Genomic DNA, 26,343 nt, shown 5'->3' with positions numbered 1-26,343 from the left:
GCTACCCGGCGTCCCTCAGCGGCCCTGCATATCCCGCGCTTCTTCGGGAACGCGCACTTCCAGCCCGTCGAGCGCATCGGTGAGGACGATCTGGCACGAAAGGCGGCTCGTCCGCGTCACCCCGGCGGCAAGGTCGAGCATGTCTTCCTCGTCATCGCTGGCAGGATCGAGCTTGCCGAACCATTCGGGCGCCACGACGACATGGCAGGTCGAGCAGGCCATCTGCCCCTCGCACGTGCCTTCCAGCGGCATCCCGACATTCTGGCCCGCTTCGAGCAGCCGCGTCCCAGCTGCCGCCTCGGCGCTGATCCGCTGGTCCTGCGCGGTGATGAAGGTGACCTTGACCATGGCTTATGTCGCTCCCTGCAACCCGGCGCGCACAGCGCGCCACGCGCTCACTGACTGTTCGCCGCCGCGTTGATCGCAGCCGCCGCCCGCTCAAGATCCTCTGCCCTGGTATAGCGTCCGAAGCCGATCCGGATCGCGGTTTTTGCTTCCCTGTCCGAAAGTCCGAGCGCGCGCAAGACATGGCTGGGCCGACCGGAGCCACTGGCGCAGGCGGAACCGGCGGAAAATGCGAGGCTGCGGCAATCGGACATCAGTCGCGCCACATCGAGCCCATCGCGGCGGATATTGAGATTGCCATGCCAGCGCTGGCTTGCGCTGCCGTTGAGTGTCCAGCCCGCAAATTGCGCGCGGGCCTGCTCCCACAGGCTTTCCACGTGCTTTCCATCGCTTTCCCGCAGACTTGAACACAGGGCGGCCGCCGCACCGAACCCAGCGCAGAGCGCGGGCGAAAGCGTGCCGGAGCGCAGGCCCTGCTCCTGCCCGCCGCCATGGATCAGCGGTGTCAGCACCAGCCCGTCACGCACCCACAGCGCGCCAATGCCCTTGGGGCCGTGGAGCTTGTGCGCAGAGATCGCGATCATGTCGGCGGTCGCGGGCGGTGCGAGCTTGCCGGCAGCCTGCACCGCATCGCACAGAAACAGCGCGCCCGCCGCATGCGCCGCCTCGGCCAAGGCCTCCACCGGCTGGATCGTGCCGATCTCGTTGTTGACCTGCATCGCTGCGACGAGGCCTGTGCCGGGCGGAATCGGCACCTGCGGATCGACGAGGCCGGCGCTGTCCACCGGCAGCAGGGCGCAATCCAGATCGGCAAAGCGCGCGGTATCGAGCACCGCTGCATGCTCGATGGTCGAAACCGCCATGCGCCGCGCCCCGCAGCCAAGGATGGCGAGATTGAGCGCCTCGGTCGCGCCGGAGGTGAAGATCACCCGGCCACCGGGCGGCAGGAGCGCCGCCACCTGCTCGCGCGCCACTTCCACGGCCGCCGCCGCTGTCCGGCCCGGGCGGTGCGGGCTGTGCGGATTGGCGAAACCGTCTTCCCCCAGCCACCGCAGCATGGCCTCGCGCGCTTCGGGAGCGAGCGGGGTGGTGGCTTGATAGTCGAGGTAGATCACGCGTTCACCTCGGCCCAGGCCTGCGCAAAGGCATCCAGTTCGGCGGGCGTGGTGTTCCAGCCAAGGCTGACCCGGATCGTGCGGCGCGCCACATCGGGATCGATGCCAAAGCCCTGCAGCACGCGGCTGGGCTTCAGCGTGCCCGACGAACAGGCGCTGCCTGCGGAAATCGCAAAGCCCAGCGAATCCATGCGGATGAGCATCGCCGTGGCAGCCATGCGCGGCGCAGCGACGGCGAAGATATGGCTGCATTGCACGCCGGGCGTGAGCACTTCACCATGTCGGAACAGCGCGTTCTTGAAGTCGAAGCGCTGCTCGGCGGTAGTCTGCCAGCTTTCGTGCCCCCCCGCCTCGAGCGCGGCGGCAAAACCAAGCGCGCCGGGCAGGTTCTCTGTCCCCTGTCGATAGCCGCGCTCCTGCCCGCCGCTGGGCTGCAGCATCGCCCAATCGCGCACCAGCAGCGCGCCCACGCCAATCGGCCCGCCCAGCTTGTGCGCGGAAACCACGATCATGTCGGCATCCGGCAGCGCCGCCTTGCCCGCCGATTGCGAACAGTCCGCCAGCAGCAGACCGCCCGCCGCGCGGACCTGCTCGGCAAGGATGTTCCGCACAAGCGGCATCAGCACGGTGCCCGTTTCCGAATTGATCGATTGCACGGCAACCACCGCGCGGCCCGATGCGGCAAGCATGGCCGCAAGCGCATCGGCATCCGGTTCGCCTTCGCGGATAGGCAGCACCTGCGCATCGGGCGCCGCGCGGAAAACCGCATCGTGCTCCACTGCCGAGACAATCCGCCGGTCCGCCTGCGCCCGGCCCAGACCGATCGCCAGCGCCTCGCTCGCGCCGCTGGTGAACACCACCTCGCCCGGCCAACCCAGCGCCGCCTTTACCCGCGCCCGCGCGTCCTCCAGCGCTGCCCGCGCCGCACGGCCGGCCTTGTGCGGGCTCGAAGGGTTGGCCCAGAGCGCAAAGCCCTCCATCATCGCCTCGCGCGCTGCGGGCAGCAGCGGCGTGGTGGCGGCATGATCGAGGTAGATGGAAGGCATCGGGCGCAGGGATCCGTCGTATGGCGGGAATGATTGCTTTTGAGGCAACCGTTTCTATATAGCGGCTTCTCGCTTTTCCCAGCCCCGGCGTGCCGCGCGGCCCCTTGGCCCCACGACAGGGCTCGGTAAATCAGGACAGTCCATGCCCGCAGTCATCTTTCCCGGTCCCGATGGTCGCCTCGAAGGCCGCTTCCAGCCCGCCTCACGCCCGCGCGCGCCTGTCGCCATGATCCTGCACCCGCACCCGCAGGCGGGCGGCACGATGAACGATCGCATCACGCAGGCGATGTACAAGACCTTCGTGGCGCGCGGCTTTGCTGTGCTGCGCTTCAACTTTCGCGGCGTTGGCCGCAGCCAGGGCAGCTTCGACAACGGCATCGGCGAACTGTCTGACGCTGCCGCCGCGCTCGACTGGGTGCAGTCGATCCACCCCGAAGCGAGCACGACGTGGATTGCGGGCTATTCGTTCGGCGCGCTGATCGGCATGCAGCTTCTTATGCGCCGCCCGGAAATCCGCGGCTTCATCTCGGTCGCCCCGCCGGCCAACATGTATGATTTCAGCTTCCTCGCCCCTTGCCCCGCCTCCGGCATCATCGTGCAGGGCGCGGCCGATACGGTGGTGACGCCGAACGCGGTGCAGAAGCTGGTCGACAAGCTGCGCACCCAGAAGCACATCACCATCCACCACGACGAGATCCCGCGCGCCAACCACTTCTTCGAGAACGAACTCGACGACATGATGCGCGCGGTGGACAATTACCTCGACATGCGCCTCTCGCCGGATTGCCCGATCCGCTGAGCCGGGAAAGCCCCCTCCCCGTTACGGGAGAGGGGGTGTTCAGATCAGAACTGCACGCGCTTGGTATAGCCGCCATCGACGACGATGTTCGCACCCGTCATCGCCATGCAGGCAGGCGAGGCGACGAACACGATCGCCCGGGCCAGTTCCTCGCCCGTTGCCATCCGGCCGATCGGAATCTTGGCCAGAGTGCTCTCATAGAAGGGCGTCATGTTGTTCTTGATATAAGTCCAAGGGCCGTCCTCGGTCATGATCGGACCGGGGGTGATGCAATTGACGCGCACGCCCTGCGGCGCGAGCGCCTGCGACAGGTCTGACGAATAGACCATCACCGCCGCTTTCAGCGCATTGTAGGGCTGCACGCCCATGAATTCCTCGACCGCGCCGGTCGAGCTCATGCAGATGATCGAGCCGGCATCTGACTTCAGCAGATAAGGCTTCGCCGCCGCGACACCGCGACGCATCGGCAGGATATCGGCCTGCATCACTGCATCCCAGCCGGCATCGCTGTCCTCGCCCAGATTGGCGGAGGTGAAGCTGATGAAGATGTCGCAGCCGCCCAGTGCTTCGGCCGCCTTGTCGACGAAGGCCGGAACCGCCTCGGCATCGGTGACATTGAGCGCCTCGGCATAGACGGTGACCCCGCTCGGGGCGAGTTCGCCAACGATCTTGTCAACCTTGGCCTGCGTGCGGCCGCAAACCGCGACATGGCAACCCTCCGCCGCGAGCGCGAGCGCCACCTGGCGCCCGATCCCGCCATTGGCGCCAACCAGAATGGCCTTCCTGTCCTTGAGCCCCAGATCCATTGCGCGTTCCTTCTTTGCGTGTTGCGATGCGCGACCATGGGCAGGGCGCGTGGCCGCGGCCACTCGCGTTTTGGGCAGGGGGTGCCCCAACATTCCCATGCGCTGTTGCGTGTTTACCGATCTTAGGCCCGGTTACGAGTCGCGATCATGTCTGCGGCTTTTTCGGCAATCATGATCGTCGGCGCGTTGGTGTTTCCCGAAACCAGACATGGCATCACGCTGGCATCAACAACCCGCAGCCCATCCACGCCGTTTACCCGCAGCGCGCCATCGACCACTGCCCGATCATCGATGCCCATGCGGCAGGTGCCCACCGGGTGATAAATGGTTTCCGCCCAGCCCCGCATTTTTTCAAGCAAGGCGGCGCGGTCGGTCACCTGTGGTCCGGGCCAGGCTTCGCCATCGTTGAACGCAGCAAACGCAGGCTGGCCGCCAATGCGCCGGGCCATTTCAACCCCGCTGAGCAGCGTTTCGACATCTTCGGGCGCGCTGAGATAATTCGGGTCGATCGCCGGGTGTGCAAGCGGATCGGGCGATTCCAGGCGGATTGTGCCGCGGCTTTCGGGGCGCAGCTGGCAAACGTGGAGCTGATACCCATGGCGACTGCCAAGCCCGCCGCGGCCATGCGGATTGCCAAGCACCGGCATGAAATGCATCTGGATATCGGGCGCGGCAAGACCTTCGCGGGTTGAAAGGAACGCGCCCATGGGCGTGGGCATATGCGCGCCGTTGCCAGAGCGCAGAAACACCCATTTGCCCAGCGCCGCCAGTTTGTTGATCATCTTGCTGTTGCGGTTCAGCGTGATCGGCTGGCTGCAATGCCATTGCACGATCACATCGAGGTGATCCTGAAGATTGCCCCCGACATCCGGGCTATCGGCCACCACCGGCACGCCAAAGGCTTGCAGATGCGCCGCCGGCCCGATGCCAGACAGCATCAGCAATTGGGGGCTGTTGACCGCGCCGCCGCAAAGAATAACTTCGCGGCCAGTGACGCTGAACGCGGCATTGTTCTGCCGATAGGCCACCCCGGTCGCCCGCTTGCCTTCAAACAGCACACGTTCCACCTGCACCCCTGTCAGGATGGCAAGATTGGGGCGTTTGCGCACCGCCTCGGTCAGATAGGCCTTGGCTGCAGAGAAGCGTTCGCCATCCTTGATCGTGGCATCATACTGGCCCACCCCTTCGAATTGCGGGCCATTGAAATCATCGGTGCGGGCATATCCGGCTTGTGTCGCAGCTTGTACGAAGGCTTCGTTGAGCACGCTTTGCAGCGCGCCCTTGCGGCTGGTGTGCAAGGGGCCTCCGCTGCCGTGAAAATCGTCCGCACCGCGTTCGCTGTCTTCGGCCTTGCGGAAATAGGGCAGAACATCCTCCCAGCCCCAGCCGGTCAGGCCGAGCTGCGCCCAGCGATTGTAATCGCTGGCATGGCCGCGAATATAAACCATGCCATTGATCGAGGACGATCCGCCCAGCGCGCGCCCGCGCGGCCAGTAAAGCTTGCGATTGCCAAGGTGGGTCTGCGGCTCGGTCCAGAAACTCCAGTCAAACGCGCTGTTCTTGTCCGGCGGGATGATTTCGGCGATGCCGCCCGGCATCTGGATAAACATGTTCTTGTCGTTACCACCAGCCTCGAGCAGCGCCACGCGCGTGCCTGGATCGGCCGACAGCCGATTGGCCAGCGCGCACCCTGCAGACCCGCCGCCCACGATCACAAAATCAAATTGCCCGTCCATGTTGCAACCTTCTCCCCGGAACCCACGCTGCCCGTATGCTGGCGCTGCCATGGGTGCGAGCCGATCATGCGGAATGGAAATCACGGTAACAAGTGCATTGCCCCCTCAAATCCAATCCACACCCATCGCAGTACCATTTTCCTCCAACGCGCTGATTTGGCACAAGGTTGCCCAAGGCCTTGGCCCTTGCTCATTATCACTGTCGGTCGGGTCTGGAACAACGCACGGCGGGGCGGGCCACCTTCAAGGCGCCAAATTCGGGGATGCACGGGCTGTGGCCCTTGCCCGCCAGAGGCTCGCTTTTTCCTCGGAACTTGCTCGGGGCCGAGAGCCCCCTCTCCCAACCCTCTCCCCTGTCATTCGACAAGCTCAGGATGAGCGGGGGAGAGGGCTTTTCGGGCTCAGATCAGAACTTCACCGTCGCTTCGATGCCGAACTGCTGGCGCGGCGCGACCACGCCGAAGTAGAACAGGCCGGCGTCGAGCACGTTGGCAAGGCGGCCACCCTTGTTGAGCAGATCGCGGGCATAGGCGGAGACGCGCAGGTTCTTGATCGCGCTGCCTTCGTGGAGGAGCGCGATCGAGGCATCGAGCGTGCCGTAGGCCGGGATCACGTCGCGCCGGGCGCCGGTGGTATCGGCGAGCGGCGAGGCGGTGAGGTCGTCGATGAAGGCGTAGTCGAGCGTGAAGGTCACGCGGTCGGCCGAGCTCACCTGCATCCCGTAATCGACGCCGGCGTTGAACGAGACCTTGGGCGCGCGGCGGAAATTGCGCTGGCTCGATACGTCGATGAACGTGCCGGGATTGGCAAGGTTGGGGATGAGGAACGTCTTGTACCTGCCGTTGAGGTAGCCGCCCGAGGCACGCAGGGTGAGGTCGGGCGTGGGGCGGGCCTGCATTTCAAGCTCGAGGCCCCAGATCCGCGCCGAGGCCGCGTTCTCGACGATGGTTTCAGTGCCGGCGCCCGCCGCGCGGATGATGTCTTCCTGCTTGTTGTTGTAGTTCACCCAGAACGCGGTGGGATTGAGCCGCAGCTTGCCGCCGAAGAACTCACTCTTCGCACCGGCTTCGTAGCTATCGACCTTCTCGGGATTGTAGGGCCCGATCGAGGTGGCCGAAGTGGCACGGCCGTTGAAGCCGCCCGAACGGAACCCGCGCGACCAGCTGGCATAGAGCATCGTGTCGGGGTTCGGCTTCCAATCGAGGATCACGCGGCCGGTGGGATCGCTGAAGGTCTTCTTCGCCTTGGCCGAAAATGCGCCGGGCACGGTGAAGTCGATGTTGAAGTCCTTGGTTTCCCACGTGTAGCGCCCGCCGACGGTGAGGCGGACATTGCTACCCAGCTTGATGATCGATTCGGCGAAGACTGCGAAGGAATCAAGCCTTTGCCCCGCGGTGAAGTTCTGCACCGGGCCATTGAGGATATAGGCCTGCGCGGCGCGCGCGCCGTTGTAGGGGTAGGGTTTGATGAAATAGTTGGTGTGCAGGTAGTAGGCACCGGCGACGATATCGATCCGGTCGGTCAGGTTGCCGCTGATGCGCACTTCCTGGCTGAACTGCTTGTAGGACTGATCGCGCGCGGCAACGAACAACGGCAGCGCCACGCCGGGTGCAACCGGGATCGGCGGCGCGCCGGTGTTTTCCTCGAGCAGCGAGTCGTTGGTATTGCGGTAGCCGGTGATCGCGGTGAGCTTGAACCCGCCGAGCTTGGTGTTGATTTCAAGGCTGCCGTTCACCCCGTCGATAAAGCTGCGGAACGGCAGCGAGGTGTTGGCCAGCGTGTAGTTCTCCTTGGCCTGCTTCAGGTAGCCCTGCGAGGCGCAGCCGAGATCGCCGAGGCCGATGGCGAGCGTGAAATCGCAGATATTGCCGCCCGCACCGAAGGGGAGGCCGCTGGCCTGCGTGAGGTTGACCGTGGACGGGTAGCCGGAGCGGTCCTTCTGGTAATCAACCGAGAGCAGCGCGGTGGTATCCGGCCCCAGATCCAGCAGCATCGAGCCGCCGATGTTCCAGAAATCACGGCCCTTCTCGCGCTCGCCGGTGTAGCGGTTGCGGGTGAAGCTGTCGCTCTTGCGCAAGAGGCCGAACAGCTTGATCGAGGCGACATCGCCGATCTTGGGCAGGTTCACCACGGCATCGAGATCATACGTGCCATAGCTGCCGTAGCGGCCATGGAGGGTCGCGCCGAGTTCGCCGGTGGGCTTGGTCCGGCGCATGGAGATCGTGCCGCCGATGGTGTTGCGGCCGTAGAGCGTGCCCTGCGGCCCGCGCAGCACTTCGACCGATTCCAGATCGAAGAAATCGACATTGGCGCCGGTGTTGGTGCCGAGGAACACGCCGTCGATCGAGATGCCGATGGCCGGATCGAAGGTCTTTTCAAGGTCCGCAAAGCTCACGCCGCGGATCGAGGCGGCGAGCGCGTTGCCCGCGAAAGATACGCGCGCAAGCTGCACGTTGGGCAGGAACTTCTGGATGTTCTGCACATCGAGCAGCACCGAGTTCTGGATGATGTTCGCATTGAGCGCACTGACGGAGAGCGGCGTGTCCTGCAGCTTTTCATTGCGGAAGCGCGCGGTGACCACGATGTTGTCGATCCCGCTGGTGTCGGTCTGGCCTTCGCCGGCGCCTTGCGCATCGGCTGGCTGGGCCTGTGCCATGGCGGCGGCGGGCACCAGCGCACCACCGATCATCAAGAGCTTGAAAAAGCGCGCCCTATTGGCGCGGGCCAATTGCTTCATGCTGCCTCTCCCCATTTTTGTTTTGTTTCGGCGAACGGCAACAAGGCCAAACGCCGATGGAGAGAGGCTGAACTGGATCGCACCTTTGGGCCACTGCGGATTTGGTTAGGGGAAACCGCGCAGTGCGGCGGCGTCCTCAAAGAACGAAATGATCCCCCGAAGCGCGGACGGTGACCTCGGAAATCGAGACGCCCCACGGCTGGTTGATCGCGTGGATGATCGCATCGGCGATGTGATCGGGCGCGAGGCTGGCGTAGTCGATCGAATCGGGGCTGAGGCGCTCTGCGGGGAAAGTTCCGGCGCCCATCTGGCCGACCATCTCCATGAAATCGGGCATGTTGTGCGCCACGATCCCAACCCCTGCGGCGGGGTTGATCACGGTGCCGGAAAGGCCCGTGGTGGGCACGCCGGTGGGCTTGATCGTGGTGACCTTGATCTTGCCCCTGCTTTCGACACGCAGCGACTCCGAAAGGAAGTTCACCGCAGACTTGGACGCGCCATAGACCGCCGCGCCGATCACCGGGAAGTTGCCGTAGATCGAGGAGAGATTGACGATATGCCCGCGCCCGGCGGCGATCATCGGATCGTAAGCGGCGACCATGCCGTTGAGCACGCCCTTGATGTTGATATCGATGCAGCGCTCCCACGCGGGATAGGCCGCCTCGTGATCGGAAAAGAACGCGAGCGGCATGATGCCGGCGTTGTTGATCATCACGTCGATCCCGCCGTGGGCTTCGGCAGCGCGGGCGATGAGCGCCTTGACCGCACCGAGATCGCGCACGTCGGTTTCGACCGCGATGGCCGCACCGCCAGCGCTGATAGCCGCGTCCGCAGTAGCCTCGGCAGCGGCAAGATCGATATCACCGCAAGCGACCCTGGCACCGAGCGCGGCAGCTTTGAGCGCAACAAGACGGCCAAATCCGCCCCCCGCGCCGGTGATGACGATGGATTTGCCGGCGATGTGGTTGGTCATGCTCTCTCCGAAAGTCTGGGTGCCTTGAGGCACCGGGTCAAGCGGAGAGGTTTACGGCGGCGGCAGCGGGAATCCACCCCCGTTCCTTCAGGCGCCGCATTTCGTCACCGGCATCAGGGCTGCGCAGCCGCTGCCGTGAGCGTCTGGCCGCCGGTTGTCGGCAGTGACCAGATCACGACATTGGTGATCATCACGGCGGCCAGGATCGCCATGAGCGCCGGGCGCTGGCGTTCGCCCTTGCGCCAGAGGAACACCGCGCCCGCGAGGAGTGCGAGCGCGGTAAGCATGGCGAGGGATAGTGCCGCGTCAGTCATCGAGGTTCGAAAACGCTGGCTGTCAGGACTTGAACAGGCCCGAGGCCAGGCCGCCAAGATTGCCGAGCGGGTTTTCGCCTTCCTTCCCGCCGAGCAGGCCGCCGATCATGTTGGCCGCATCGGGGTGCTGGGCGAGCATGGTCGCGAAGCTGGCGAGCGAGCCCTCGCCGCCGATGTGGCCAACGATCTGCTGCAGTACGCCGGCATCGATCCCGGTGTTGGCCGCAGCGGTTTCGACCGTATCGGTCGGCGCGGCGTGGCCAGCGGCGAGCCCGGCAATCGCAGATTCCACCATCGAGGGGTCGATACCGACCTTGGCGGCAAGGTTCTTCACATCGACATTGCTGCTGATCTGGCCGAGGATCTGATCGAAAATGCTCATGCGCCGAACTCCCTGAAGGATGAGGCGCGCAATCTAGCCGATGATGACCCGGAAGCCATCACCAATATGGCCCGCCGCAATCAGGCGAAAGCGCCGCGCGCGCCCGTGGGCGCCGTGCGCGGCTGATCGCGCCGGCGGAGGATCTGCTGCACCGGCACATCGAACCAGCGCATCGCGAACCAGGCGAGCGCGAGGGCGCAGGCCGCCTCCGTCAGGGCGAACAGCGCAAATTGGCCGGGCGAAAGCGGGTAGCGGCGGACCACTTCGAGCCCGAGCCGCAGCACAGCTGCCTGCGTGATGTAGAGCGGATAGGACAAGGCCCCGATCACCGCAAAGGCGCGTTCAAGCCTGGGGCCAGGCCGGTTGGCGATGCCCAGCCACACCAGCAGCGGAAACAGCACGACGACACAGGCAAGCGAACTCCCCGCGCCCCAGCCGAACGGCGCCAGCAGCACGGCAAGCAGGACAAGCATCAGGCCTCCCCCCGCCAGCACGCCGCTGCCAGGGGCGGCAGGCAGGCGGCGCAGGAGGACACCGGCGAAGAACGGAAAGATCACGCGGGGCACGCCGAGGAATACGGTTGCCTGTTCGTGCCCGCCGCTGATCCCAGCAGTGGCATAGGCGAGCCACGCCAGTGCCGTGCCGCCTGCCAGCAGGATCGCGATCAACACCGCGTTGCTGAGCCAGCGCGCGATGCACGCAAAGAACACGTTGGCGAGCGCTTCGAACGTGAGCGACCACGCCGCCGGATTGAAAGGATAAGCCGTGGGCCACTGCGGAAACACGAAGGACGGCAGCAGGAGGAAGGCAAAGAGCGCCGCAGTCGCAACATCGGCCGGGCTGACCGAACCCTTCACCGCTGCCGCGAGCGCCGCCAGCACCGTGCCCAGCAGGATGCCAAGGAACGCCAGCGGATAGAGCCGGACGAAGCGAAGCTGTGCAAACGCGCGCAGCGAAAGCGTGCCGCCAGCCAGCCGCGCCTCATAGGAATGGGCAACGACGAAGCCGCTCAATACATAGAAGAAATCGACCGCAAGCCCGGCGAAGGGCAGCGCGGCCAGTGTGCGCTGCTGGACGATGTGGAACACAAGCACGACGAGGGCCGCAACACCGCGCATGCCATCGAGAGTGTGGAACCGCATCGTGCATTCTCCTGCGGGACAAGCGGCCATCGGCACCCGCCGCGGCACGACGCGCAGGAGCGCGCGCCGTTCCGCAGCCTTCAGGTTCAGATCACGATGGGATCCGGATGGATGTTGCTGAGCGTGATCGCCTGTGTGTGGCCGAGGGCATCGTTGAGCAGGAACGTGGTGCCATCGAAGGGCCCGCCCTTGATCTCGTAATAGCTGCCCTTGGTCGGGTTCGCAGTGAGGAACCGGGCCATCGCGTTGATGTCTTCCTGACCGTCGATGAAGTAGGAACCGGTGCCCTTGCGCGACATGCCGAGCGTGCCGAAGATATCATCGAAGCCGGTGATGCGCACATTGTCGCCGTCCGCGAAGGTGAGGTCGGTGACCATGACCCACTGCCAGACCTCGGTGACACCGTGGCCGCCGCTGAAGCTCATGGGCGCAAAGCCTTCGCCCGAGCGGAACACGAACTGGTCCGCGCCGGCGCCACCGGTAAGCGAATCCTGGCCCCCGCCGCCCTTCAGAACGTCGTTACCATCGCCGCCATAGAGCCAGTCCTTGCCGCCACCGCCGTAAAGCATGTCGTCACCGCCGCCACCAAACATCACATCGCGGCCACCCCCGCCGGTGATCGTGTCGGCATTTGCCGTGCCCGTGATGACTTCATTGCTTTTTGTTCCGTTGATCGTCGCCATCTCAATCTCCAATACTGCTATGACCGCGCGCTTGACGCTCTGATCCGGAATTAACGCCCGACAATTGCAAATATTAATTCCGTATTAAGGTTAGCACGTTTGACAAATACTTATCTATACGTGGTAACCGAGTCGGTATTGGCCTTGATCAAGGCAGACAGCCGGCGCAGCGAACGCCGCTGCCCTCGTGCATAGCGGCGCCTGGTGGCTTCGCCGCTTGGAAACAGGTTCAGTTCCGAAGCAGTTGGCGGCGCTCACGCTATGTCGCCGCACGAAAACGGCGGAGAAAGCCAGTGCCGTGCGGCCGCGTGGTGCCTGCTGGCGAATCGGCGCTGGCTAGAACATGCCGCGCAAGCCAGGCGCGGGCCGGTTCATCGAACCAGACGAGCACGGCCCAAGCCGCCAACAGCAGCAAGGGCGCGAGCAGCAGTGCTTTCCAGTTCCCGCCTGCACCGCCCCCGGCATACTTCAGCGCACCGGCAGCAAGCGCGAGCAGCGGCACATGCGTGCCGTAGACCGGATAGGAAAGCCGCCCGAGCAGCGCGCCGCCGGGCAGCACGTGTTCCTGTCCGGCCGCAACGGCGACCATCAGCACGGCCGGCATGCACACAAGCACGACGAGCAGCTGCCAGCCCAGCACCGGCAATGGCAGCGTGAGGAAATAAACCAGCGCTGCCAAGACCATGATCGCGCTGGGACGGCCCATGCGCGGGAGATCGTGCCGCACGCGGTGCAACAGCAGACCGCTGCCGAAACCGAATCCCACCCGCGCCGCGCCGCCAGCCAGCGACACGGCCTCCCAGCCGATATCGAGCGTGCCGAAGCGCAAGCCCAGCACGACGAGTAGCCCCGCACTCACCGCAACGAGGCCGCAGAGCACCTTCGTGCTGCGCCCGGCAAGGAAAGCAGCCCACACGAAATTGATCGCGATCTCGAAGAACAGCGACCACAACGGGCCGTTGGCGGGGAACAACTCCCAGCCCGTCGCGCGGCCATGCCACAGCTTGGGCAGGAACAGCAGGTTCAGCAGGTTCGCGCCGAGAACTTCGGCCAGCGGATCGGAACGTGCAGGCGCGGCAAAGGCACGCGCGACGAGATAGGCCCCGCCGGCAAGCGCCCCGAGCACGGCCACCGGCGCCATGCGGACAAGGCGGCGCGCGGCGAAAGCGTTGAACGACATGCCGGCGGCAAGCCGCGCCTCATACGCCTCGGCCATCACGAAACCGCTGAGCATGAAGAAGAAATCGACCGCGAGGAAGCCGTTGGGCAGGATCAGCGGGCCGCCGCCCCGCGTGCCGATGTGGAAGGCCAGCACCGCCAGCGCGGCAACGCCGCGCAGTTCATCAAGCAGCCGATAGCGTTCGTGACCAGCCATGGGCCGAGATCTCCTTCGTTCGCGCTGAAAGGCGGGAGAAAGGGCCGGCAAGTCCACGCCCGGTTGCTCCATTTCCGAACCAATCCCCGCCGCGCGATGGAGCGCGACGCGGCTTTGACAGCGGGCGGCTGGTGGGACACTGTTCGCCGCATGACACAGCAAGCCTCTGACGCCCCCGCCCTTTCGCCCGCTCTCTCCCCTGCCCTATCGCGCCGCGAGGCGATCGCGGGCCTCGCCGCAGGGGCCGCCGCGCTGGCGCTGCCTGCGCAGGCTCTTTCCGCGCAGGTGCAACCGGCAGGAGCGACCTCGCCGGCTGCGGCACTGCTGGATGATGCCGCATGGCGAATGCTGGCGCTGAAGCCGGAGAGCGCAACGTCGCTGGGGCTCGATACCGGGGCCCATGCTGCCTTGCGGGGCGCGTTGGAAGACCGCTCGGTTGCGGGGCAAGCGGCTGTCGCGGCGCTCGTGCGCGCCGATCTCGCCAAGGTCGAGGCGATTGCCGATGCGGGCCTCGATCCCGTCACCCGTACCAGCCTTGCGGTGGTGAAAAGCGCCTATCGCACCGCGCTCGATGGGTTTGCGCTGCCCTATGGCGACGTCACCGTCGGCGGATGGCGCAACACGCCCTACGTCGTGATCCAGAACGTGGGCGCCTACATCGATGTGCCGCGTTTCCTCGATTCGGACCATCCGGTGAACACGGCGGCGGATGCCGAAGCCTATCTGGCGCGACTGGCGCAGTTCCCGGCGGTACTGGCGGGGGAGACGGCGCGGCTGAGGGCGACGGCGGCGCAAGGCGTGATCGCGCCTTCGTTCCTGCTCGACAAGGCAATCAAGCAGATGGGCGCAAGCCTTTCGGCGATGAGCGCGGGCGGCGGGCTCGTCGAATCGATCGAGCGGCGCACGCGCGAGAAGGGCATTGCCGGAGACTACGCCGCCCGCGCCCGCGAAATCGTGACCAAGCAAGTCGCGCCGACGCTGGAGCGGCAGCTGGCCGAGCTCATCGCTCAGCGGAAGCTGGCCGTGCCGGCTGCCGGCATGCACACGCGCCCCGGCGGCGATGCGTTCTACGCCTGGGCCCTGCGCGCCAGCACGACGACGCGCATGACGCCCGACGAGATCCACAAGCTCGGCATGGAATCGCTCGCCGAATTGCAGGGGCGGATGGACCCCATCCTCAGGAAGCTGGGCTACACCAGCGGCACGGTGGGCGAGCGCATGACCGCGCTGGGCAAGGACCCGCGCTTCCAGTTTCCGGACAACGACGAGGGCCGCGCGCAGATCATCGCGTTCATCCAGAAGCGGCTGACCTATATCCGCGCGCAGATGCCGCGTGCGTTTTCAAAGCTGGTGCGCGGCAATCTTGAAGTCCGGCGCCTGCCCCCGGCGGAGGAGCCGGGCGCACCCGGTGCCTATGGCGGTCCCGGCTCGATTGACGGCACGATCCCCGGCAAGATGTGGATCAATCTCGGCACCACGCGGCTCCACAGCACCTACAGCCTGCCGACACTGGTCCACCATGAGGCGATTCCCGGCCATGTGTGGCAGGGCGAATATTCGAACCAATTGCCGACGATTCGCGCGATGCTGGCCTTCAATGCCTATTCGGAAGGCTGGGCGCTTTACTCGGAGACGCTGGGCGACGAGCTTGGCGCATATGACGACGATCCGGTGGGCAAGCTGGGCTACCTGCAATCCATCGCCTTCCGCGCCTGCCGTCTGGTGGTCGATACCGGCCTCCACGCCCGCGAATGGACCCGCGAGCAGGCGATCGACTGGTTTGCGAACACAAACGGTTCGGGCCGCGATGAAGTGACCAGCGAGGTCGAGCGCTATTGCAGCTGGCCGGGGCAGGCCTGCGGCTACTTCATCGGGCGCAGCGAAATCCTGCGCCAGCGCGCGCGGGCGCAAGCCGCGCTCGGCAAGGCCTATGACCTGCGCGATTACGACAATGCGGTGGTCGAAGGCGGGAACGTGCCGCTCGATGTGCTGGCGGCCAATATCGACCGGTATATTGCGGGGATGCAGGCTGGCTGACGGGCGCGGCGCGCCTTGCCGTCAATCGCGGTCGGGCGCGCCGAGCGGAAAGAAGGGACGGTAGGGGCGCGCATCCTCGACGCAGCGCGCCACCGGGGACAGCGCGAGCAGATAGGCGCGGTAGGCGGCAAGGCGCGGGTATGACGCTGGGATCGGCAGGACCCAATCGGCATAGAACAACGACGGCGCCGCGGCGCATTCGATCAGGCTGATGTCCTCGCCCGGGGTGTAGTTCTCCAGCCAGCGTTCGAGCCAGACGTAGGTCCGCTCCAGATTGGCGCGCGCCTTGGCGATGCGCGCCGGATCCATCCCGCCGCCGGGCAAGTGTTCATCGACGACCGCCTGCATCGGGCCCATGACGTAGTTGTCGAAAACCCGGTCGATCATCCGCACATGGGCCGCCCGGACAGGATCGGCCGGAAGCAAGTGCGCCGCGCCGGGATAATGAAGCCAAAGATGCTCGATGATCGAAGTTGCCTCGAACACTTCGGCATCGCCATCGATCAGCAGCGGGAACTTGCCGAGCGGGCTCGCGGCGGCAACGCGCGCGCCGTTTTCCGGCTCATCCGGGCCGAGCATGCGGAAGGCGAACGGCGTTTCGCTGGCGTAGAGCGCGATCAGCGCTTTCCACGTGTAGGACGAAAAGGGGTGGCCATAGAGTTCGAGCATCAGACGGCTCCGGCGCGCGCGGCTTCGATCGCGGCGATATCGATCTTGCCCATGGTCATCATCGCATCGAACAGGCGTTTGCGGACGGCGGGATCGGGATCGGCCATGCCGCGCGTGAGGGCGCGCGGGGTGATCTGCCACGAGAGGCCCCACTTGTCCTTGCACCAGCCACAGCGGCCCTCGCTGCCGCCGCCCGAGACGATGGCGTCCCACAGGCGGTCGGTCTCTTCCTGCGAATCGGTCGGCACCTGAATCGAGAACGCTTCGCTGTGCTTGAAATAGGGGCCGCCGTTGAGCCCGATGCAGCGGAAGCCGAGCACGGTGAATTCGACCGTGAGGACATCGCCCTGCTTGCCATCGGGATAATCGCCCGGCGCGCGGTGAATGCCGGTGACGCGGCTGTCCGGAAAGGTCTCTGCATAGAAAGCCGCGGCTTCTTCCGCCGCGCCTTCGTACCAGAGGCAGAGGACGGCGTCGGTCATCCCTTGGCCGCCTTGATCAGGTCGCGGTCGATGGCCTTGGCCGACTGGTAGCCGGCGCGGGTGCGGATGCGTTCGGCATAGGCGGCAAAGCTGGGCAGCGGGGGGATCGAGCCGAAGTTGAGGCCCCAGTCGATCTGGCTACCGACATAGACGTCGGCCATCGTGAAGCGCGCGCCGCAGACCCAGTCGCGGCTGGAAAGCAGCCCGTCCATCACTTCTATGGTGAGCTGATAGGTGCCGAACCCGGCCATCCCCGTTTTGCCTTCGGGCACCTCCCAGCCCATCGCGCGGCTCACCACCGCCTGTTCGAGCGGGCCGGCGGCGAAGAACAGCCAGCGGTAGTAATCGGCCTTTTCGGCATCGTGGGGGAACAGGTCCGCCTCCGGATGGACGTCGGCCAGATAAGCGCAGATGCCTGCGCATTCGGTGATCACCCGGTCGCCCTCCGGCGCGTGATGGATCAGCACCGGCACCTTGTTCATCGGGTTGGCGGCGGCGAGTTCGGGTGGGCGGTTGGCCCAGTCGACCAGTACCTGTTCGTAATTCGCGCCCGCCTCGTGCAGCGCCCAGCGGGCGATCTGGCCGCGCGACATGGGGACGGTGAAGAAGGTGTAGTCTACCATCAATCAGGCTCCTTTGGGGCCGACAACGCCGAACATGGCGCCTTGGGGATCGACCGCGACGCCGCTGAATTCCCCGCCGGGGACTTCATGGGGGCCCCACATCATGGTGCCGCCGCTGGCGGTGATCGCCGCGCACGCCTTATCGATATCGGGGACACCGAAATACATCGTCCAGAGCGGGGGCTGGTCCGGGTTCTGGCGACGCATGATCGCGCCCAGCGCCACGTCGCCGTGGTCCATGAATTCATAGTTGCCCATTTCGCCCATGGGCATCGTGCGGGTGAAGCTCAAGCCGAAGTGGCGGGTGTAGAAGGCCTTGGCGGCTTCGGGATCGGGGCTCGGAAGTTCGTTCCAGCGCACGTGCTGCGGTTTCTCCGCTGCGAACACATCGCTGCCCGCATCCGGGCGGTCTTCAGGCGGATTGGGCTTCATCAGGTAGAACGGCGTGCCGAGCGGGTCGGTCACCATCGCGAAGCTGCCCTCGGCAATATCCATGCGCGGCGAAAGCTGGCGGCCCCCGTCGGCCAGGATCGCGGCAATCGCGGCGTCGATATCGGCTGCATGGAAATAGGGGATCCACGCCGGGTGTGCGCCTTCCGCCTGCATTTCGGGCGTAAGCTGGAGCACCCCGCCCTGCCCACCGCCATCGCTGCGGTTGATCATGCGATATTCGACCGGCGAGCCCGCTTCAGGCGAATGGATCGTCCAGCCGACGACCGCGCCATAGAACGCGGCGGCGGCCTCTGCATCGCTGGTCATCAGTTCGTACCAGATAAAGGGCACGTTTGGATTGGTCATGTCCGCTCTCCCATCCACAGCAGCTGTTCGAAGCCGCCCATGATCATGCGCCGCCCATTGAACATCGTCATGTCACCCGCCTCGGCCATGCGCGGATCGGCGAACGCGGCCTTGTGCCCGGCTTCGGCGATTTCGCGGCTGGGCCAGACGATCAGAGAGAACACGATCCCCTCGCCCGGCTCGGCGGCGACGGCGCGGTAGAAATCGGTGACCTCGCCGCGGGGCACATCCGCGCTCCAGCTTTCGACGATCTGGCTCGCACCGTGATCGAGGAAGATGCGGCCAACCTTTTCGGCCATCGCAGCATAATCGGCGCGGCGCGCCTCGGGCACGGGGATCACGAAACCGTCAATCCAGGTCATGCGCAGTCTCCCGTCCGCCGATGCCCGCCGTTTGCCTCTTTACGCGATCTCCACCCCGGTGCCCGGCGCCTGCGATCAGGCGGGAACGAGATCGGGCAGGATGCGCTGCATGAGTGCCGCTTCCTTCTGCGCGACAGCCTGCCACGAAGGGCGCGCCAGCGCGCGGGCATGCCATGCGGCGGTCTTCGGATAGGTCGCCGCATTGGGGCCATGGCCGACATAGCGCAGCGTGCACAGCATCGAGGCGACGGTGATGTCGCCGATGGTGAAGGCCTCACCCAGCAGCCAGCCTTCGTCCGGAGCCACGCTCTCGATGTAATCGAAAATGCGCGGCAGTTCGGCCTCGCCCTCAAGGGCAAGCGCCTCGTTGACAGGCAGGCCGAGGAAGCGCGGGCCGACCACGCGGTTGAACAGGATCTTGAGGCCCGAGGCGGCGAAGATCGTATCGCCGAACTCGTCGAACCACACGGCCAGGCCCAGCGCCTGCGGATCGGTGGGGATCAATGCAGGCGAGGGGTACTTCGCCTCGAGATAATGAACAATTGCCGACGAATCGGCGAGTGTGAAGCCATCGTCATCGATCGCCGGGATCTTGGCGAACGGGCTGACGGCGAGGAACTCCGGATCGGTATTGCCCGGGCCGCCGCGCGCAGGGGTGTAGTCCACGCCCTTCTCGCCCAGAACCACCGCCACCTTGCGCACGAAGGGCGAGAGAAGAGCCCCATACAATTTCATAGCATCCGCCTCCCGCGGTCGAGTCAGCACGCAAAGCTTATTGCAGCCTTTCGCAGCGCCGTATAGGCGATGAGGCGATGACCGACATTCCGAACCTGCAGGCCGATACCCGCGCCACCACCGTCCTTGCCGCCCCCGACATCACGCTGAGCGTGCGGGAGACCTTCGGCATTCCCATCGACATGACAGTCCCGGCCTTCTCGGTGGCCGACGAGCGGGTGCCGGATCTCGATCCGAACTACGTGTTCGATCCGGATACCACGCTGGCGATCCTGGCGGGCTTTGCCCACAACCGCCGCGTGATGGTGCAGGGCTATCACGGCACCGGCAAATCGACGCACATCGAGCAGGTGGCAGCCCGCCTCAAGTGGCCGTGCATCCGCATCAACCTTGATGCGCATATCAGCCGCATCGACCTCGTCGGGCGCGACGCGATCGTGCTGCGCGATGGTCTTCAGGTCACCGAGTTCCGCGAGGGCCTGCTGCCCTGGGCCCTGCAGACGCCGACCGCACTGGTTTTCGACGAATACGATGCCGGCCGCCCGGACGTGATGTTCGTGATCCAGCGCGTGCTCGAAACCGAAGGCAAGCTCACGCTGCTCGACCAGAACCGCGTGATCCGCCCGAACCCCAACTTCCGCCTCTTCGCCACCGCGAACACGGTGGGTCTGGGTGACACGAGCGGGCTTTATCACGGCACGCAGGCGATCAATCAGGGTCAGATGGACCGCTGGAACATCGTCGTCGCGCTGAACTATCTGCCTGCCGCGACTGAGATCGACGTGGTGACCAAGAAGGTCCCCGGGCTCGACGCCAAGACGGCGGCGGACATGGTCCGCGTCGCCGACCTTACCCGCAAGGGTTTCATGGCCGGCGACATCTCGACCGTGATGAGCCCGCGCACGGTGATCAGCTGGGCGCAGAACACCGGCATCTTCGGCGATACCGGCTTTGCCTTCCGCCTGTCGTTCCTCAACAAGTGCGACGAGACCGAGCGGGTGCTGGTGGCCGAATACTACCAGCGCGTGTTCGGCAAGGACTTGCCTGAGAGCGTCGTCGGCAAGGTCTGAGAAACAAACGAGGGGCGCCCCGCAAGGCGCCCCTCTTTCCTGTCAGGCAGTCGGCACCACGAGATACTTCTCGCCCGTCCGCCGCGCGTTGTATTCGGCGACCGCAGCCGGCTCCAGCATGCCTTCGAGGCTGACTTCGGCCTTGTAGTGGCTAGCGAAGGTGGTGGTCAGATCGCGCGCAACGCGGGCGCGCATGCGGCCCACCGTATCCATCCCGGCCTTGGCCATGAACGGCGTCAGCAGCCAGCCGGCAAGATCCCAGGTGAGGCCGAAGGCGCGGTTGAGGATCGTCGGCCCGAGATCGAGCGCGCCGTAGATGTAGACCTTCTTGGCCACCGAGGAGCCATAGCGGCTGAACGCAGCGCCCCGGCTGGCCGAGGATTCCATCGCCGCAAGGATCTGCCCCGCCAGCGTGCCGCCGCCGATCGGATCGAAACCGAGCATCGCGCCCGTCTCATGGATCGCATCGGTGAGCGCGGCCTGGAAGCCGGGCTCGGTCATGTTGAGCACGTGCGTGGCGCCAAGGCCCTTGAGGAGCGCGACCTGCTCTTCGCTGCGCACGATATTGACCAGCGGCACGTTGTCTTCCTGACAGATGCGCACCAGCATCTGGCCAAGGTTGGAAGCGGCGGCGGCGTGGACGAGGCCGGTGAAGCCTTCCATCCGCATCGTCTCGACAAAGCCCAAGGCCGTCATCGGATTGACGAAGCTGGAAGCGGCCTGCGCGGCGCTCACGCTGTCGTCCACCGGCAGGCACATGCCCGCCTCGGCATAGGCGTAGCTGGCATAGGCGGTGCCCGGCACGCAGGCGACGCGCTTGCCCATCAGCGCCTGCGCGGCAGGGCTGTCACCGGCAGCGACGACAACCCCCGCCGCCTCGTTGCCCGCTGGCATATCGAGCCCGTGGCGCGCCGTCATGGCGCGGGTGGCATTGTCGGGCATCTTCGCGACGACCTTGCCGGGGCTGTAGGTGGCGTTGGCGGTATCGGCCGAAGCGAACAGCAGGCCGAGGTCCGAAGGGTTGATCGGCGTCGCTTCCACTTGCACGAGGACCTGGCTGCCGGCGGGGGCCTCCCACGTCTTCGGTACGATCTGGACGGTCAGCGTGCCGTCCGCATCGAGTCGGGTGGTGAGCTGTTTGCCGGAAAATGCCATGGTTCTCTCCTGATTGCGGCCGCGCCGGGTCTGTCCCGCGCGGGTTTCAATCCGCAACTTAACGGCTCAATCAGCCGGGTAAAGCGCGCGCATGAAATAGAGCCCATCGGGCGGCGCATTGTGGCCGAGGCGGCGGCGATCGCACGCCTCCAGCGCGTCGCGCAGATCGGCAGCGGTCCAGCGCCCCTCACCCACCAAGGCAAGGCAGCCGACCATCGAACGCACCTGATGATGGAGGAAGCTGCGCGCCTCCGCCGCGACGACAACGTGATCCGCCTCACGCCGGACGGAGAGGTGGCGCAGCGTCTTCACCGGGCTCGCCGACTGGCACTGCGCCGAACGGAAGGTGGTGAAATCGTGCCGACCGACCAGCACTTGCGCGGCGTGGTGCATGGCGTCCGCGTCCAGCCGCTGCGCGATGCGCCACGCCCGCGAAGCTTCCAGCACCAGCGGCGCGCGGCGATTGGCGATCACGTACTCGTAGGACCGCCCAATGCACGAGAACCGCGCATGCCAGTCCTCCGGCACTTCCACGCAATCGAGCACCGCCACCGCCTGCTCCGCCAGCCGCAGCCGCGCATTGAGCGCCTCACCCATGCGGAACGGCGGCAAGGGCTTCTCGCTATCGAAATGCGCGCGCATCGCCCGCGCATGCACGCCCGCATCGGTGCGCCCCGCGGAATGAAGCGTGACCGGATGGCCGACGACACTTTCCGCCGCTTCCTCGACCGCCTGCTGGACCGAGGGGCCATGCGCCTGCCGCTGGAAGCCCATGTAGGGCCTGCCATCGTATTCGAGCGTGAGTGCGTAGCGGGTCATGGCGTGCTGCCGGCGATGGTGACGGCATCCTTCGACAAGCTCAGGATGAGCGAGTTTTGGGTGGGCGGCGAGCAAAAGACCCGCTCGTGCTGAGCTTGTCGAAGCACCATGCGCGACGACAGCCCCATCACCCTAGCACCGTCCCCGCCGGAATCGCCCGCCCCCGCAGCAGCGCCGCCGTTTCCATCGCCGGCTTGCCTGCCCGCTGGATCAGCGTGGGGCGGAGCCCGCCTTTCCCGCAGGCGATGGTGAGCGCCGCATCTAGAACGGTGCCGGGCACACCGCTTCCTTCCGCCACCTGAGCCGCCAGCACGCGGTAGCGTTCGCCGTCCAGTTCAAAGAACGCCCCCGGCGCAGGGGTGAAGGCGCGCACCTGCCGCTCAACATCCACCGCGCTCCGAGTGAAATCGAGCCGGCTCTCGGCCTTCTCGATCTTGTGCGCGTAGGTCACGCCCTCTTCCGGCTGGACCACCGGCGGATGCGCGGGGAGATCTGCCAGCACCTGAACCATCAGCGCCGCGCCCTTTTCCGCGAGCTCCTTGGTGAGTTCGCCCGACGTCTTGCCATCCACCGGCGTTTCCACCGTCGCCAGCATCGGCCCGGTATCGAGCCCGCGCTCCATCTGCATGATCGTCACACCGGTCGTCTCGTCCCCGGCGAGAATCGCGCGCTGCACCGGCGCTGCCCCGCGCCAGCGCGGCAGCAGTGAGCCGTGGACATTGAGACAGCCAAGGCGCGGTGCATCGAGAATCGGCTGCGGCAGGATCAGCCCATAGGCGGCGACCACCGCGACATCGGCCTCCAGCGCGGCAAATGCGGCCTGCTCGTCCGCACCCTTGAGCGAAACAGGGGTGCGCACGGGAATGCCAAGCGATTCGGCGGCCTGATGCACGGCCGAGGGCTGCAGGTGCTTGCCCCGCCCTGCGGCACGCGGCGGCTGGCTATAGGCGGCCACCACTGCGTGCCCCGCCGCGACCAGCGCACGCAAGGTCGGCACCGCGAAATCCGGGGTTCCCATGACGACGATGCGCATAACGCTCAAAAGGGCCTTTCGTTTACGTGCGCTCGCCCTATCTCTCACCCCATGGCATCGCAAGAGATCGAGGCGCTGGCGAGCGCGCTGGCGCGGCTCCCCGGGCTTGGCCCGCGCTCGGCGCGGCGCGCGGTGCTGTGGCTGATCAAACGGCGCGAGACGAGCCTTGTCCAGCTGGCCGAGGCGCTGGAAGGCGTGCGCGCACGGCTGGTGGAATGCAGCACGTGTGGCAATGTCGATACGAATAACCCTTGCAGCATCTGCACTGATCCGCGCCGCGATGCCCGCGCGCTCTGCGTTGTGGAAGAAGTCGCCGACCTCTGGGCGCTCGACCGCGCGCGCCTGTTCACCGGGCGCTACCACGTCCTCGGCGGCCGACTCTCCGCGCTGGATGGCGTCGGGCCGGAGGATCTTTCGATCGGCCAGCTCCTTGTGCGGCTGGAGGCAGGCGGGATCGATGAAGTGGTGCTCGCGATGAACGCCACGCTGGAGGGTCAGGCCACTGCCCACTATATCGCCGAACGGATCGACACCCTGCCCTTGCGCGTCACGCAACTGGCGCACGGCCTGCCGGTGGGCGGCGAACTGGACTATCTCGACGAAGGCACCCTTGCGCAGGCGCTGCGGGCGCGAAGGCCGGTCGGGTAGCACCTTGCGAGTCGGGCGCGCGTTGCTTATCTGACCGCCATGGCTATCCGCGAAATCCTCGAAGTCCCCGATCCGCGCCTCAAGCAGATCTCCGCGCCCGTCACCGTGTTCGACGAGGAGCTCAAGACGCTCGTCGCCGACATGTTCGAGACGATGTACCATGCGCCTGGCATCGGGCTGGCCGCCGTCCAGGTCGGCGTGCCACTGCGTGTGCTGGTGATCGATCTGCAGCCCGACGATCCGGATGCCGAGCCGGTGCCGTGCGCCCACGACGGGCATCACCACCATCATCAGCCGACGAAGCGCGAGCCGCGGGTCTTCATCAACCCGGAGATCCTCGATCCTTCCGAAGAACGCCGCGTCTACAACGAAGGCTGCCTCTCGGTGCCCGAAATGTACGCCGAAGTGGAACGCCCCGCGCGCATCCGCGCGCGCTGGCAGGACCTCGACGGCACGGTCCACGAGGAAGAGATGGACGACCTCCTCGCCACCTGCCTTCAGCACGAGATGGACCACCTCGAAGGCGTGCTGTTCATCGATCACCTTTCGCGCCTCAAGCGGCAGATGGTGCTGCGCAAGCTCGAAAAGATGCGCCGCGCGGCGTGATCGGCACGCGGCTTGCGCTGCCGGTAGAGTCAGGATAAGTTCACGCTTCGTTCCGGTTCGGGAGTCGGCGTGGATACCACCCTTGTCTTTGTTTTTCTGATCGTTGCGCTGCTCGCTGGGCTGGCGGTCGGCTGGTTCCTCGGCGCGCGCCCGATTGCGGAGCTGCAGGTGCGGCTCTCCGCGCGCGAGGGTGAGGCGCGGGAGCTCGACGAGAAGTTCCGCCGCGCGATCACCGAACTCGCTGCCGCCAGCGTCAAGGCCGGGCAGCACGATGCACTGGCCGCCGAAGTGAGCACCGTGCGTGAGGAGCGCGATTCGCTCGCCGCCGGTTTCGCCGCCGCGCAGGAACGCGCTGCCGAGGCAGATCGGATGCGCCCCGAACTCGCCGCGCTGCGCGCCGACCGCGAGGCCCTGCGCGCCGAACTGGAGCGGATGAAGGCCGATGCAGAAAACTTCGCCGAACAGAAGCGCCTGCTGATCGAAGCGCAGGAGACCTTGCGCAAGGAATTCGAGAACGCCGGGCACAAAGTGCTCGAACGCGCGCAGGAAGCCTTCCTTGCCCGCGCCAATGCGCGCTTTGCCGAAAGCGAGAAGACCAGCGAAGCGCGGCTGCAAGCCGTGCTGGAACCGGTCGGCGCGCGGCTGCAGAAATACGAGCAGCAAGTGCAGGAGCTTGAGGCCAAGCGCGTCGATGCCTTCGGGCAGCTGACGGGGCTGATCGAAGGGATGCGGCAGGGGCAGGAAGCGGTCCGCACCGCTGCGTTGCAGCTGGGCAACAGCTTGCGCAACGGCCCCAAGACGCGCGGGCGCTGGGGCGAACTGCAGCTGCGCAACGTGCTCGAACAGTGCGGGCTGGCCGAACACACCGATTTTGTCACCGAGCATTCGGTCGATACCGAGGACGGGCGGCTACGCCCCGATGCCATCGTGAAGGTGCCGGGCAACAAGATCCTCGTGATCGACGCCAAGGTCTCGCTCAACGCCTATCAGGACGCCTTCGAGGCGGCGGACGACGATGCGCGCGGCGTGGCGCTGGCGGCGCATGTCCAGTCGATGCGCAATCACATCCAGACACTTGGTGCCAAGAGCTATCAAAGCCAGTTTGATGAGGCGCCGGACTATGTGCTGATGTTCGTTCCGGGCGAACACTTCATCGCCGCTGCGCTCGAACGCGATCCGGCTCTGTGGGACTTTGCCTTCGAACGCCGCGTGCTGCTCGCCTCCCCCACCAATCTCGTCGCCATCGCGCGCACGATCGCGCAAGTCTGGCGGCAGGACGGCCTCGCACGCGAGGCGCGTGAGATCGGCAAAATGGGCGGCGAACTTTATGACCGGCTCGCGGTGGCGGCGGAACACCTCAAGCGCGTAGGCTCAGGGCTAGACAGCGCAGTCGGGCACTACAACAAGTTCGTTGGCAGCTTCGAACGCAACGTGCTCTCCGCCGGGCGCCGCCTCCGCGACAAGCATATCGAGATCGGCAAGCGCGAGATCGAGGACGTGCCCCTGATCGAGACAGCACCGCGCCACGCCGAAAGCGGCGAGGCCGCAAAGTTGGCGCTGGTGGAACCTGAGGACAGTTCAGCCGTACTAGGCGAAGAGGCGGCGGAGTAGCGTTCGCCGCGTGCTTCTGGACGGGGCCAGCGCCTTCGTGCGACCCCTTTCGCGAAGGCGCAGGTCAGCAGGGATCATCCATGAAGGCAAGACACGTAGCGCCGGGCCTGATCGCGCTAGCCCTCCTTGCCAGCTGCGGCGGGAAATCCGCGCCGACCGCAGCCCCCTCTGCCTCATCTACGGCGAGTGCTCCGGCCAGCCCGGCTCCAGCGCCTTCTACAGCAGCGCCGGTTGCAGCAGCC

27 protein-coding genes are annotated in these 26,343 nt (G+C 65.9%); 6 read left to right on the top strand and 21 right to left on the bottom strand.

From position 1 onward, the window contains the following. Positions 1-15: 15 nt before the first annotated feature. The 3 genes from ACO06X_RS15515 to ACO06X_RS15505 are packed head-to-tail and all read right to left on the bottom strand — an operon-like array spanning position 16 to position 2,506. Positions 16-348 (bottom strand): 2Fe-2S iron-sulfur cluster-binding protein, encoded by a 333-nt coding sequence (locus ACO06X_RS15515; protein ID WP_421837115.1) that lies wholly within the window; start codon positions 346-348, stop codon positions 16-18. A gap of 47 nt (positions 349-395) precedes the next feature. Further along, the gene (locus tag ACO06X_RS15510) at positions 396-1,460 is read right to left on the bottom strand and encodes a cysteine desulfurase family protein (RefSeq protein WP_421837114.1); all 1,065 of its coding nucleotides are present in this window, start codon (positions 1,458-1,460) and stop codon (positions 396-398) included. Continuing rightward, positions 1,457-2,506, bottom strand: coding sequence for a cysteine desulfurase family protein (locus tag ACO06X_RS15505; protein ID WP_421837113.1), 1,050 nt, complete (start codon positions 2,504-2,506; stop codon positions 1,457-1,459). The genes ACO06X_RS15510 and ACO06X_RS15505 overlap by 4 nt, the downstream gene beginning before the upstream one ends. 142 nt (positions 2,507-2,648) lie before the next feature. Here ACO06X_RS15505 and ACO06X_RS15500 point away from each other — a divergent pair, with 142 nt between their 5' ends. Beyond that, entirely contained in the window at positions 2,649-3,305 is a 657-nt protein-coding gene (locus tag ACO06X_RS15500; protein ID WP_298171912.1) for an alpha/beta hydrolase, read from the top strand. Positions 3,306-3,349: 44 nt separating this feature from the next. Here the strand turns inward: ACO06X_RS15500 and ACO06X_RS15495 are convergent, their stop codons facing one another. The 9 genes from ACO06X_RS15495 to ACO06X_RS15455 all read right to left on the bottom strand — a co-directional run bounded on the left by ACO06X_RS15495 (position 3,350) and on the right by ACO06X_RS15455 (position 13,453). Then, on the bottom strand, positions 3,350-4,111 hold the full coding sequence (locus ACO06X_RS15495) for an SDR family oxidoreductase (protein ID WP_336896109.1): 762 nt from the start codon (positions 4,109-4,111) through the stop codon (positions 3,350-3,352). 122 nt (positions 4,112-4,233) lie between these two features. Further along, a complete protein-coding gene (locus ACO06X_RS15490; protein WP_421837112.1) occupies positions 4,234-5,847 on the bottom strand; it encodes a GMC family oxidoreductase in 1,614 nt (537 codons plus the stop codon). A 406-nt stretch (positions 5,848-6,253) separates the two neighbouring features. Next, complete coding sequence (locus ACO06X_RS15485) at positions 6,254-8,584, bottom strand: TonB-dependent receptor (RefSeq protein WP_421837111.1); 2,331 nt, start codon at positions 8,582-8,584, stop codon at positions 6,254-6,256. 136 nt (positions 8,585-8,720) lie between these two features. Next, positions 8,721-9,557, bottom strand: coding sequence for an SDR family oxidoreductase (locus ACO06X_RS15480; RefSeq protein ID WP_421837110.1), 837 nt, complete (start codon positions 9,555-9,557; stop codon positions 8,721-8,723). Positions 9,558-9,670: 113 nt separating this feature from the next. Next, complete coding sequence (locus tag ACO06X_RS15475; protein ID WP_298169826.1) at positions 9,671-9,871, bottom strand: hypothetical protein; 201 nt, start codon at positions 9,869-9,871, stop codon at positions 9,671-9,673. A gap of 22 nt (positions 9,872-9,893) precedes the next feature. After that, entirely contained in the window at positions 9,894-10,253 is a 360-nt protein-coding gene (locus ACO06X_RS15470; RefSeq protein WP_421837109.1) for a hypothetical protein, read from the bottom strand. An 80-nt stretch (positions 10,254-10,333) separates the two neighbouring features. Next, positions 10,334-11,395, bottom strand: a complete 1,062-nt coding sequence (locus tag ACO06X_RS15465) for an acyltransferase family protein (protein WP_421837108.1) — start codon at positions 11,393-11,395, stop codon at positions 10,334-10,336. 86 nt (positions 11,396-11,481) lie between these two features. After that, positions 11,482-12,078: a calcium-binding protein gene (locus ACO06X_RS15460; protein WP_421837107.1), complete on the bottom strand. Its 597-nt coding sequence runs from the start codon at positions 12,076-12,078 to the stop codon at positions 11,482-11,484. A 259-nt stretch (positions 12,079-12,337) separates the two neighbouring features. Next, positions 12,338-13,453, bottom strand: a complete 1,116-nt coding sequence (locus ACO06X_RS15455; protein WP_421837106.1) for an acyltransferase family protein — start codon at positions 13,451-13,453, stop codon at positions 12,338-12,340. 150 nt (positions 13,454-13,603) lie between these two features. Between ACO06X_RS15455 and ACO06X_RS15450 the strand changes: the two genes are divergently transcribed. Continuing rightward, positions 13,604-15,490 carry a DUF885 domain-containing protein gene (locus ACO06X_RS15450; protein ID WP_421837105.1) on the top strand — a complete coding sequence of 629 codons (1,887 nt, stop codon included), beginning with the start codon at positions 13,604-13,606 and terminating at the stop codon, positions 15,488-15,490. Between the two features lie 21 nt (positions 15,491-15,511). Here ACO06X_RS15450 and ACO06X_RS15445 read toward each other — a convergent pair whose 3' ends face one another. The 6 genes from ACO06X_RS15445 to ACO06X_RS15420 form a co-directional block, all read right to left on the bottom strand. Then, the gene (locus tag ACO06X_RS15445; RefSeq protein ID WP_421839929.1) at positions 15,512-16,162 is read right to left on the bottom strand and encodes a glutathione S-transferase family protein; all 651 of its coding nucleotides are present in this window, start codon (positions 16,160-16,162) and stop codon (positions 15,512-15,514) included. Next, positions 16,159-16,641 (bottom strand): VOC family protein, encoded by a 483-nt coding sequence (locus ACO06X_RS15440; protein WP_421837104.1) that lies wholly within the window; start codon positions 16,639-16,641, stop codon positions 16,159-16,161. Before ACO06X_RS15440 ends, ACO06X_RS15445 begins: the two co-directional genes overlap by 4 nt. Next, the gene (locus ACO06X_RS15435) at positions 16,638-17,264 is read right to left on the bottom strand and encodes a glutathione S-transferase family protein (RefSeq protein ID WP_421837103.1); all 627 of its coding nucleotides are present in this window, start codon (positions 17,262-17,264) and stop codon (positions 16,638-16,640) included. Before ACO06X_RS15435 ends, ACO06X_RS15440 begins: the two co-directional genes overlap by 4 nt. A 3-nt stretch (positions 17,265-17,267) precedes the next feature. Then, complete coding sequence (locus tag ACO06X_RS15430) at positions 17,268-18,062, bottom strand: VOC family protein (RefSeq protein ID WP_421837102.1); 795 nt, start codon at positions 18,060-18,062, stop codon at positions 17,268-17,270. Further along, entirely contained in the window at positions 18,059-18,424 is a 366-nt protein-coding gene (locus ACO06X_RS15425) for a DUF1428 domain-containing protein (RefSeq protein ID WP_421837101.1), read from the bottom strand. The genes ACO06X_RS15430 and ACO06X_RS15425 overlap by 4 nt, the downstream gene beginning before the upstream one ends. Positions 18,425-18,499: 75 nt before the next feature. Beyond that, complete coding sequence (locus tag ACO06X_RS15420; RefSeq protein ID WP_421837100.1) at positions 18,500-19,159, bottom strand: glutathione S-transferase family protein; 660 nt, start codon at positions 19,157-19,159, stop codon at positions 18,500-18,502. 77 nt (positions 19,160-19,236) lie between these two features. Here ACO06X_RS15420 and ACO06X_RS15415 point away from each other — a divergent pair, with 77 nt between their 5' ends. Then, complete coding sequence (locus ACO06X_RS15415; protein ID WP_421837099.1) at positions 19,237-20,229, top strand: AAA family ATPase; 993 nt, start codon at positions 19,237-19,239, stop codon at positions 20,227-20,229. A gap of 42 nt (positions 20,230-20,271) precedes the next feature. Here the strand turns inward: ACO06X_RS15415 and ACO06X_RS15410 are convergent, their stop codons facing one another. The 3 genes from ACO06X_RS15410 to fmt form a co-directional block, all read right to left on the bottom strand. Further along, positions 20,272-21,384 carry an alcohol dehydrogenase catalytic domain-containing protein gene (locus ACO06X_RS15410; RefSeq protein ID WP_421837098.1) on the bottom strand — a complete coding sequence of 371 codons (1,113 nt, stop codon included), beginning with the start codon at positions 21,382-21,384 and terminating at the stop codon, positions 20,272-20,274. Positions 21,385-21,450: 66 nt separating this feature from the next. Further along, positions 21,451-22,203: a tRNA pseudouridine(38-40) synthase TruA gene (gene truA, locus ACO06X_RS15405; protein WP_421837097.1), complete on the bottom strand. Its 753-nt coding sequence runs from the start codon at positions 22,201-22,203 to the stop codon at positions 21,451-21,453. Positions 22,204-22,330: 127 nt separating this feature from the next. After that, positions 22,331-23,236 carry a methionyl-tRNA formyltransferase gene (fmt, locus tag ACO06X_RS15400; protein ID WP_421839928.1) on the bottom strand — a complete coding sequence of 302 codons (906 nt, stop codon included), beginning with the start codon at positions 23,234-23,236 and terminating at the stop codon, positions 22,331-22,333. 51 nt (positions 23,237-23,287) lie between these two features. Between fmt and recR the strand changes: the two genes are divergently transcribed. The 3 genes from recR (at position 23,288) to rmuC (ending at position 26,101) form a co-directional block, all read left to right on the top strand. Next, positions 23,288-23,884, top strand: coding sequence for a recombination mediator RecR (recR, locus tag ACO06X_RS15395; RefSeq protein ID WP_421837096.1), 597 nt, complete (start codon positions 23,288-23,290; stop codon positions 23,882-23,884). Between the two features lie 39 nt (positions 23,885-23,923). Next, on the top strand, positions 23,924-24,490 hold the full coding sequence (def, locus tag ACO06X_RS15390) for a peptide deformylase (protein ID WP_298172384.1): 567 nt from the start codon (positions 23,924-23,926) through the stop codon (positions 24,488-24,490). 69 nt (positions 24,491-24,559) lie between these two features. After that, complete coding sequence (gene rmuC / locus ACO06X_RS15385) at positions 24,560-26,101, top strand: DNA recombination protein RmuC (RefSeq protein ID WP_421837095.1); 1,542 nt, start codon at positions 24,560-24,562, stop codon at positions 26,099-26,101. Positions 26,102-26,343 lie beyond the last annotated feature (242 nt).

Origin of the sequence: Novosphingobium sp. (assembly GCF_965229225.1) — a bacterium.
Classification (GTDB): domain Bacteria; phylum Pseudomonadota; class Alphaproteobacteria; order Sphingomonadales; family Sphingomonadaceae; genus Novosphingobium.
This window is presented reverse-complemented; position numbering and strand designations above follow the sequence as displayed.

Bases quoted from the DNA above. Each gene is read 5' to 3' on its own strand.
- ACO06X_RS15515 (WP_421837115.1), bottom strand. From the start codon at position 348: ATGGTCAAGGTCACCTTCATCACCGCGCAGGACCAGCGGATCAGCGCC.
- ACO06X_RS15505 (WP_421837113.1), bottom strand. From the start codon at position 2,506: ATGCCTTCCATCTACCTCGATCATGCCGCCACCACGCCGCTGCTGCCC.
- ACO06X_RS15500 (WP_298171912.1), top strand. From the start codon at position 2,649: ATGCCCGCAGTCATCTTTCCCGGTCCCGATGGTCGCCTCGAAGGCCGC.
- ACO06X_RS15495 (WP_336896109.1), bottom strand. From the start codon at position 4,111: ATGGATCTGGGGCTCAAGGACAGGAAGGCCATTCTGGTTGGCGCCAAT.
- ACO06X_RS15490 (WP_421837112.1), bottom strand. From the start codon at position 5,847: ATGGACGGGCAATTTGATTTTGTGATCGTGGGCGGCGGGTCTGCAGGG.
- ACO06X_RS15485 (WP_421837111.1), bottom strand. From the start codon at position 8,584: ATGAAGCAATTGGCCCGCGCCAATAGGGCGCGCTTTTTCAAGCTCTTG.
- ACO06X_RS15480 (WP_421837110.1), bottom strand. From the start codon at position 9,557: ATGACCAACCACATCGCCGGCAAATCCATCGTCATCACCGGCGCGGGG.
- ACO06X_RS15475 (WP_298169826.1), bottom strand. From the start codon at position 9,871: ATGACTGACGCGGCACTATCCCTCGCCATGCTTACCGCGCTCGCACTC.
- ACO06X_RS15470 (WP_421837109.1), bottom strand. From the start codon at position 10,253: ATGAGCATTTTCGATCAGATCCTCGGCCAGATCAGCAGCAATGTCGAT.
- ACO06X_RS15465 (WP_421837108.1), bottom strand. From the start codon at position 11,395: ATGCGGTTCCACACTCTCGATGGCATGCGCGGTGTTGCGGCCCTCGTC.
- ACO06X_RS15460 (WP_421837107.1), bottom strand. From the start codon at position 12,078: ATGGCGACGATCAACGGAACAAAAAGCAATGAAGTCATCACGGGCACG.
- ACO06X_RS15455 (WP_421837106.1), bottom strand. From the start codon at position 13,453: ATGGCTGGTCACGAACGCTATCGGCTGCTTGATGAACTGCGCGGCGTT.
- ACO06X_RS15450 (WP_421837105.1), top strand. From the start codon at position 13,604: ATGACACAGCAAGCCTCTGACGCCCCCGCCCTTTCGCCCGCTCTCTCC.
- ACO06X_RS15440 (WP_421837104.1), bottom strand. From the start codon at position 16,641: ATGACCGACGCCGTCCTCTGCCTCTGGTACGAAGGCGCGGCGGAAGAA.
- ACO06X_RS15435 (WP_421837103.1), bottom strand. From the start codon at position 17,264: ATGGTAGACTACACCTTCTTCACCGTCCCCATGTCGCGCGGCCAGATC.
- ACO06X_RS15430 (WP_421837102.1), bottom strand. From the start codon at position 18,062: ATGACCAATCCAAACGTGCCCTTTATCTGGTACGAACTGATGACCAGC.
- ACO06X_RS15425 (WP_421837101.1), bottom strand. From the start codon at position 18,424: ATGACCTGGATTGACGGTTTCGTGATCCCCGTGCCCGAGGCGCGCCGC.
- ACO06X_RS15420 (WP_421837100.1), bottom strand. From the start codon at position 19,159: ATGAAATTGTATGGGGCTCTTCTCTCGCCCTTCGTGCGCAAGGTGGCG.
- ACO06X_RS15415 (WP_421837099.1), top strand. From the start codon at position 19,237: ATGACCGACATTCCGAACCTGCAGGCCGATACCCGCGCCACCACCGTC.
- ACO06X_RS15410 (WP_421837098.1), bottom strand. From the start codon at position 21,384: ATGGCATTTTCCGGCAAACAGCTCACCACCCGACTCGATGCGGACGGC.
- truA (WP_421837097.1), bottom strand. From the start codon at position 22,203: ATGACCCGCTACGCACTCACGCTCGAATACGATGGCAGGCCCTACATG.
- fmt (WP_421839928.1), bottom strand. From the start codon at position 23,236: ATGCGCATCGTCGTCATGGGAACCCCGGATTTCGCGGTGCCGACCTTG.
- recR (WP_421837096.1), top strand. From the start codon at position 23,288: ATGGCATCGCAAGAGATCGAGGCGCTGGCGAGCGCGCTGGCGCGGCTC.
- def (WP_298172384.1), top strand. From the start codon at position 23,924: ATGGCTATCCGCGAAATCCTCGAAGTCCCCGATCCGCGCCTCAAGCAG.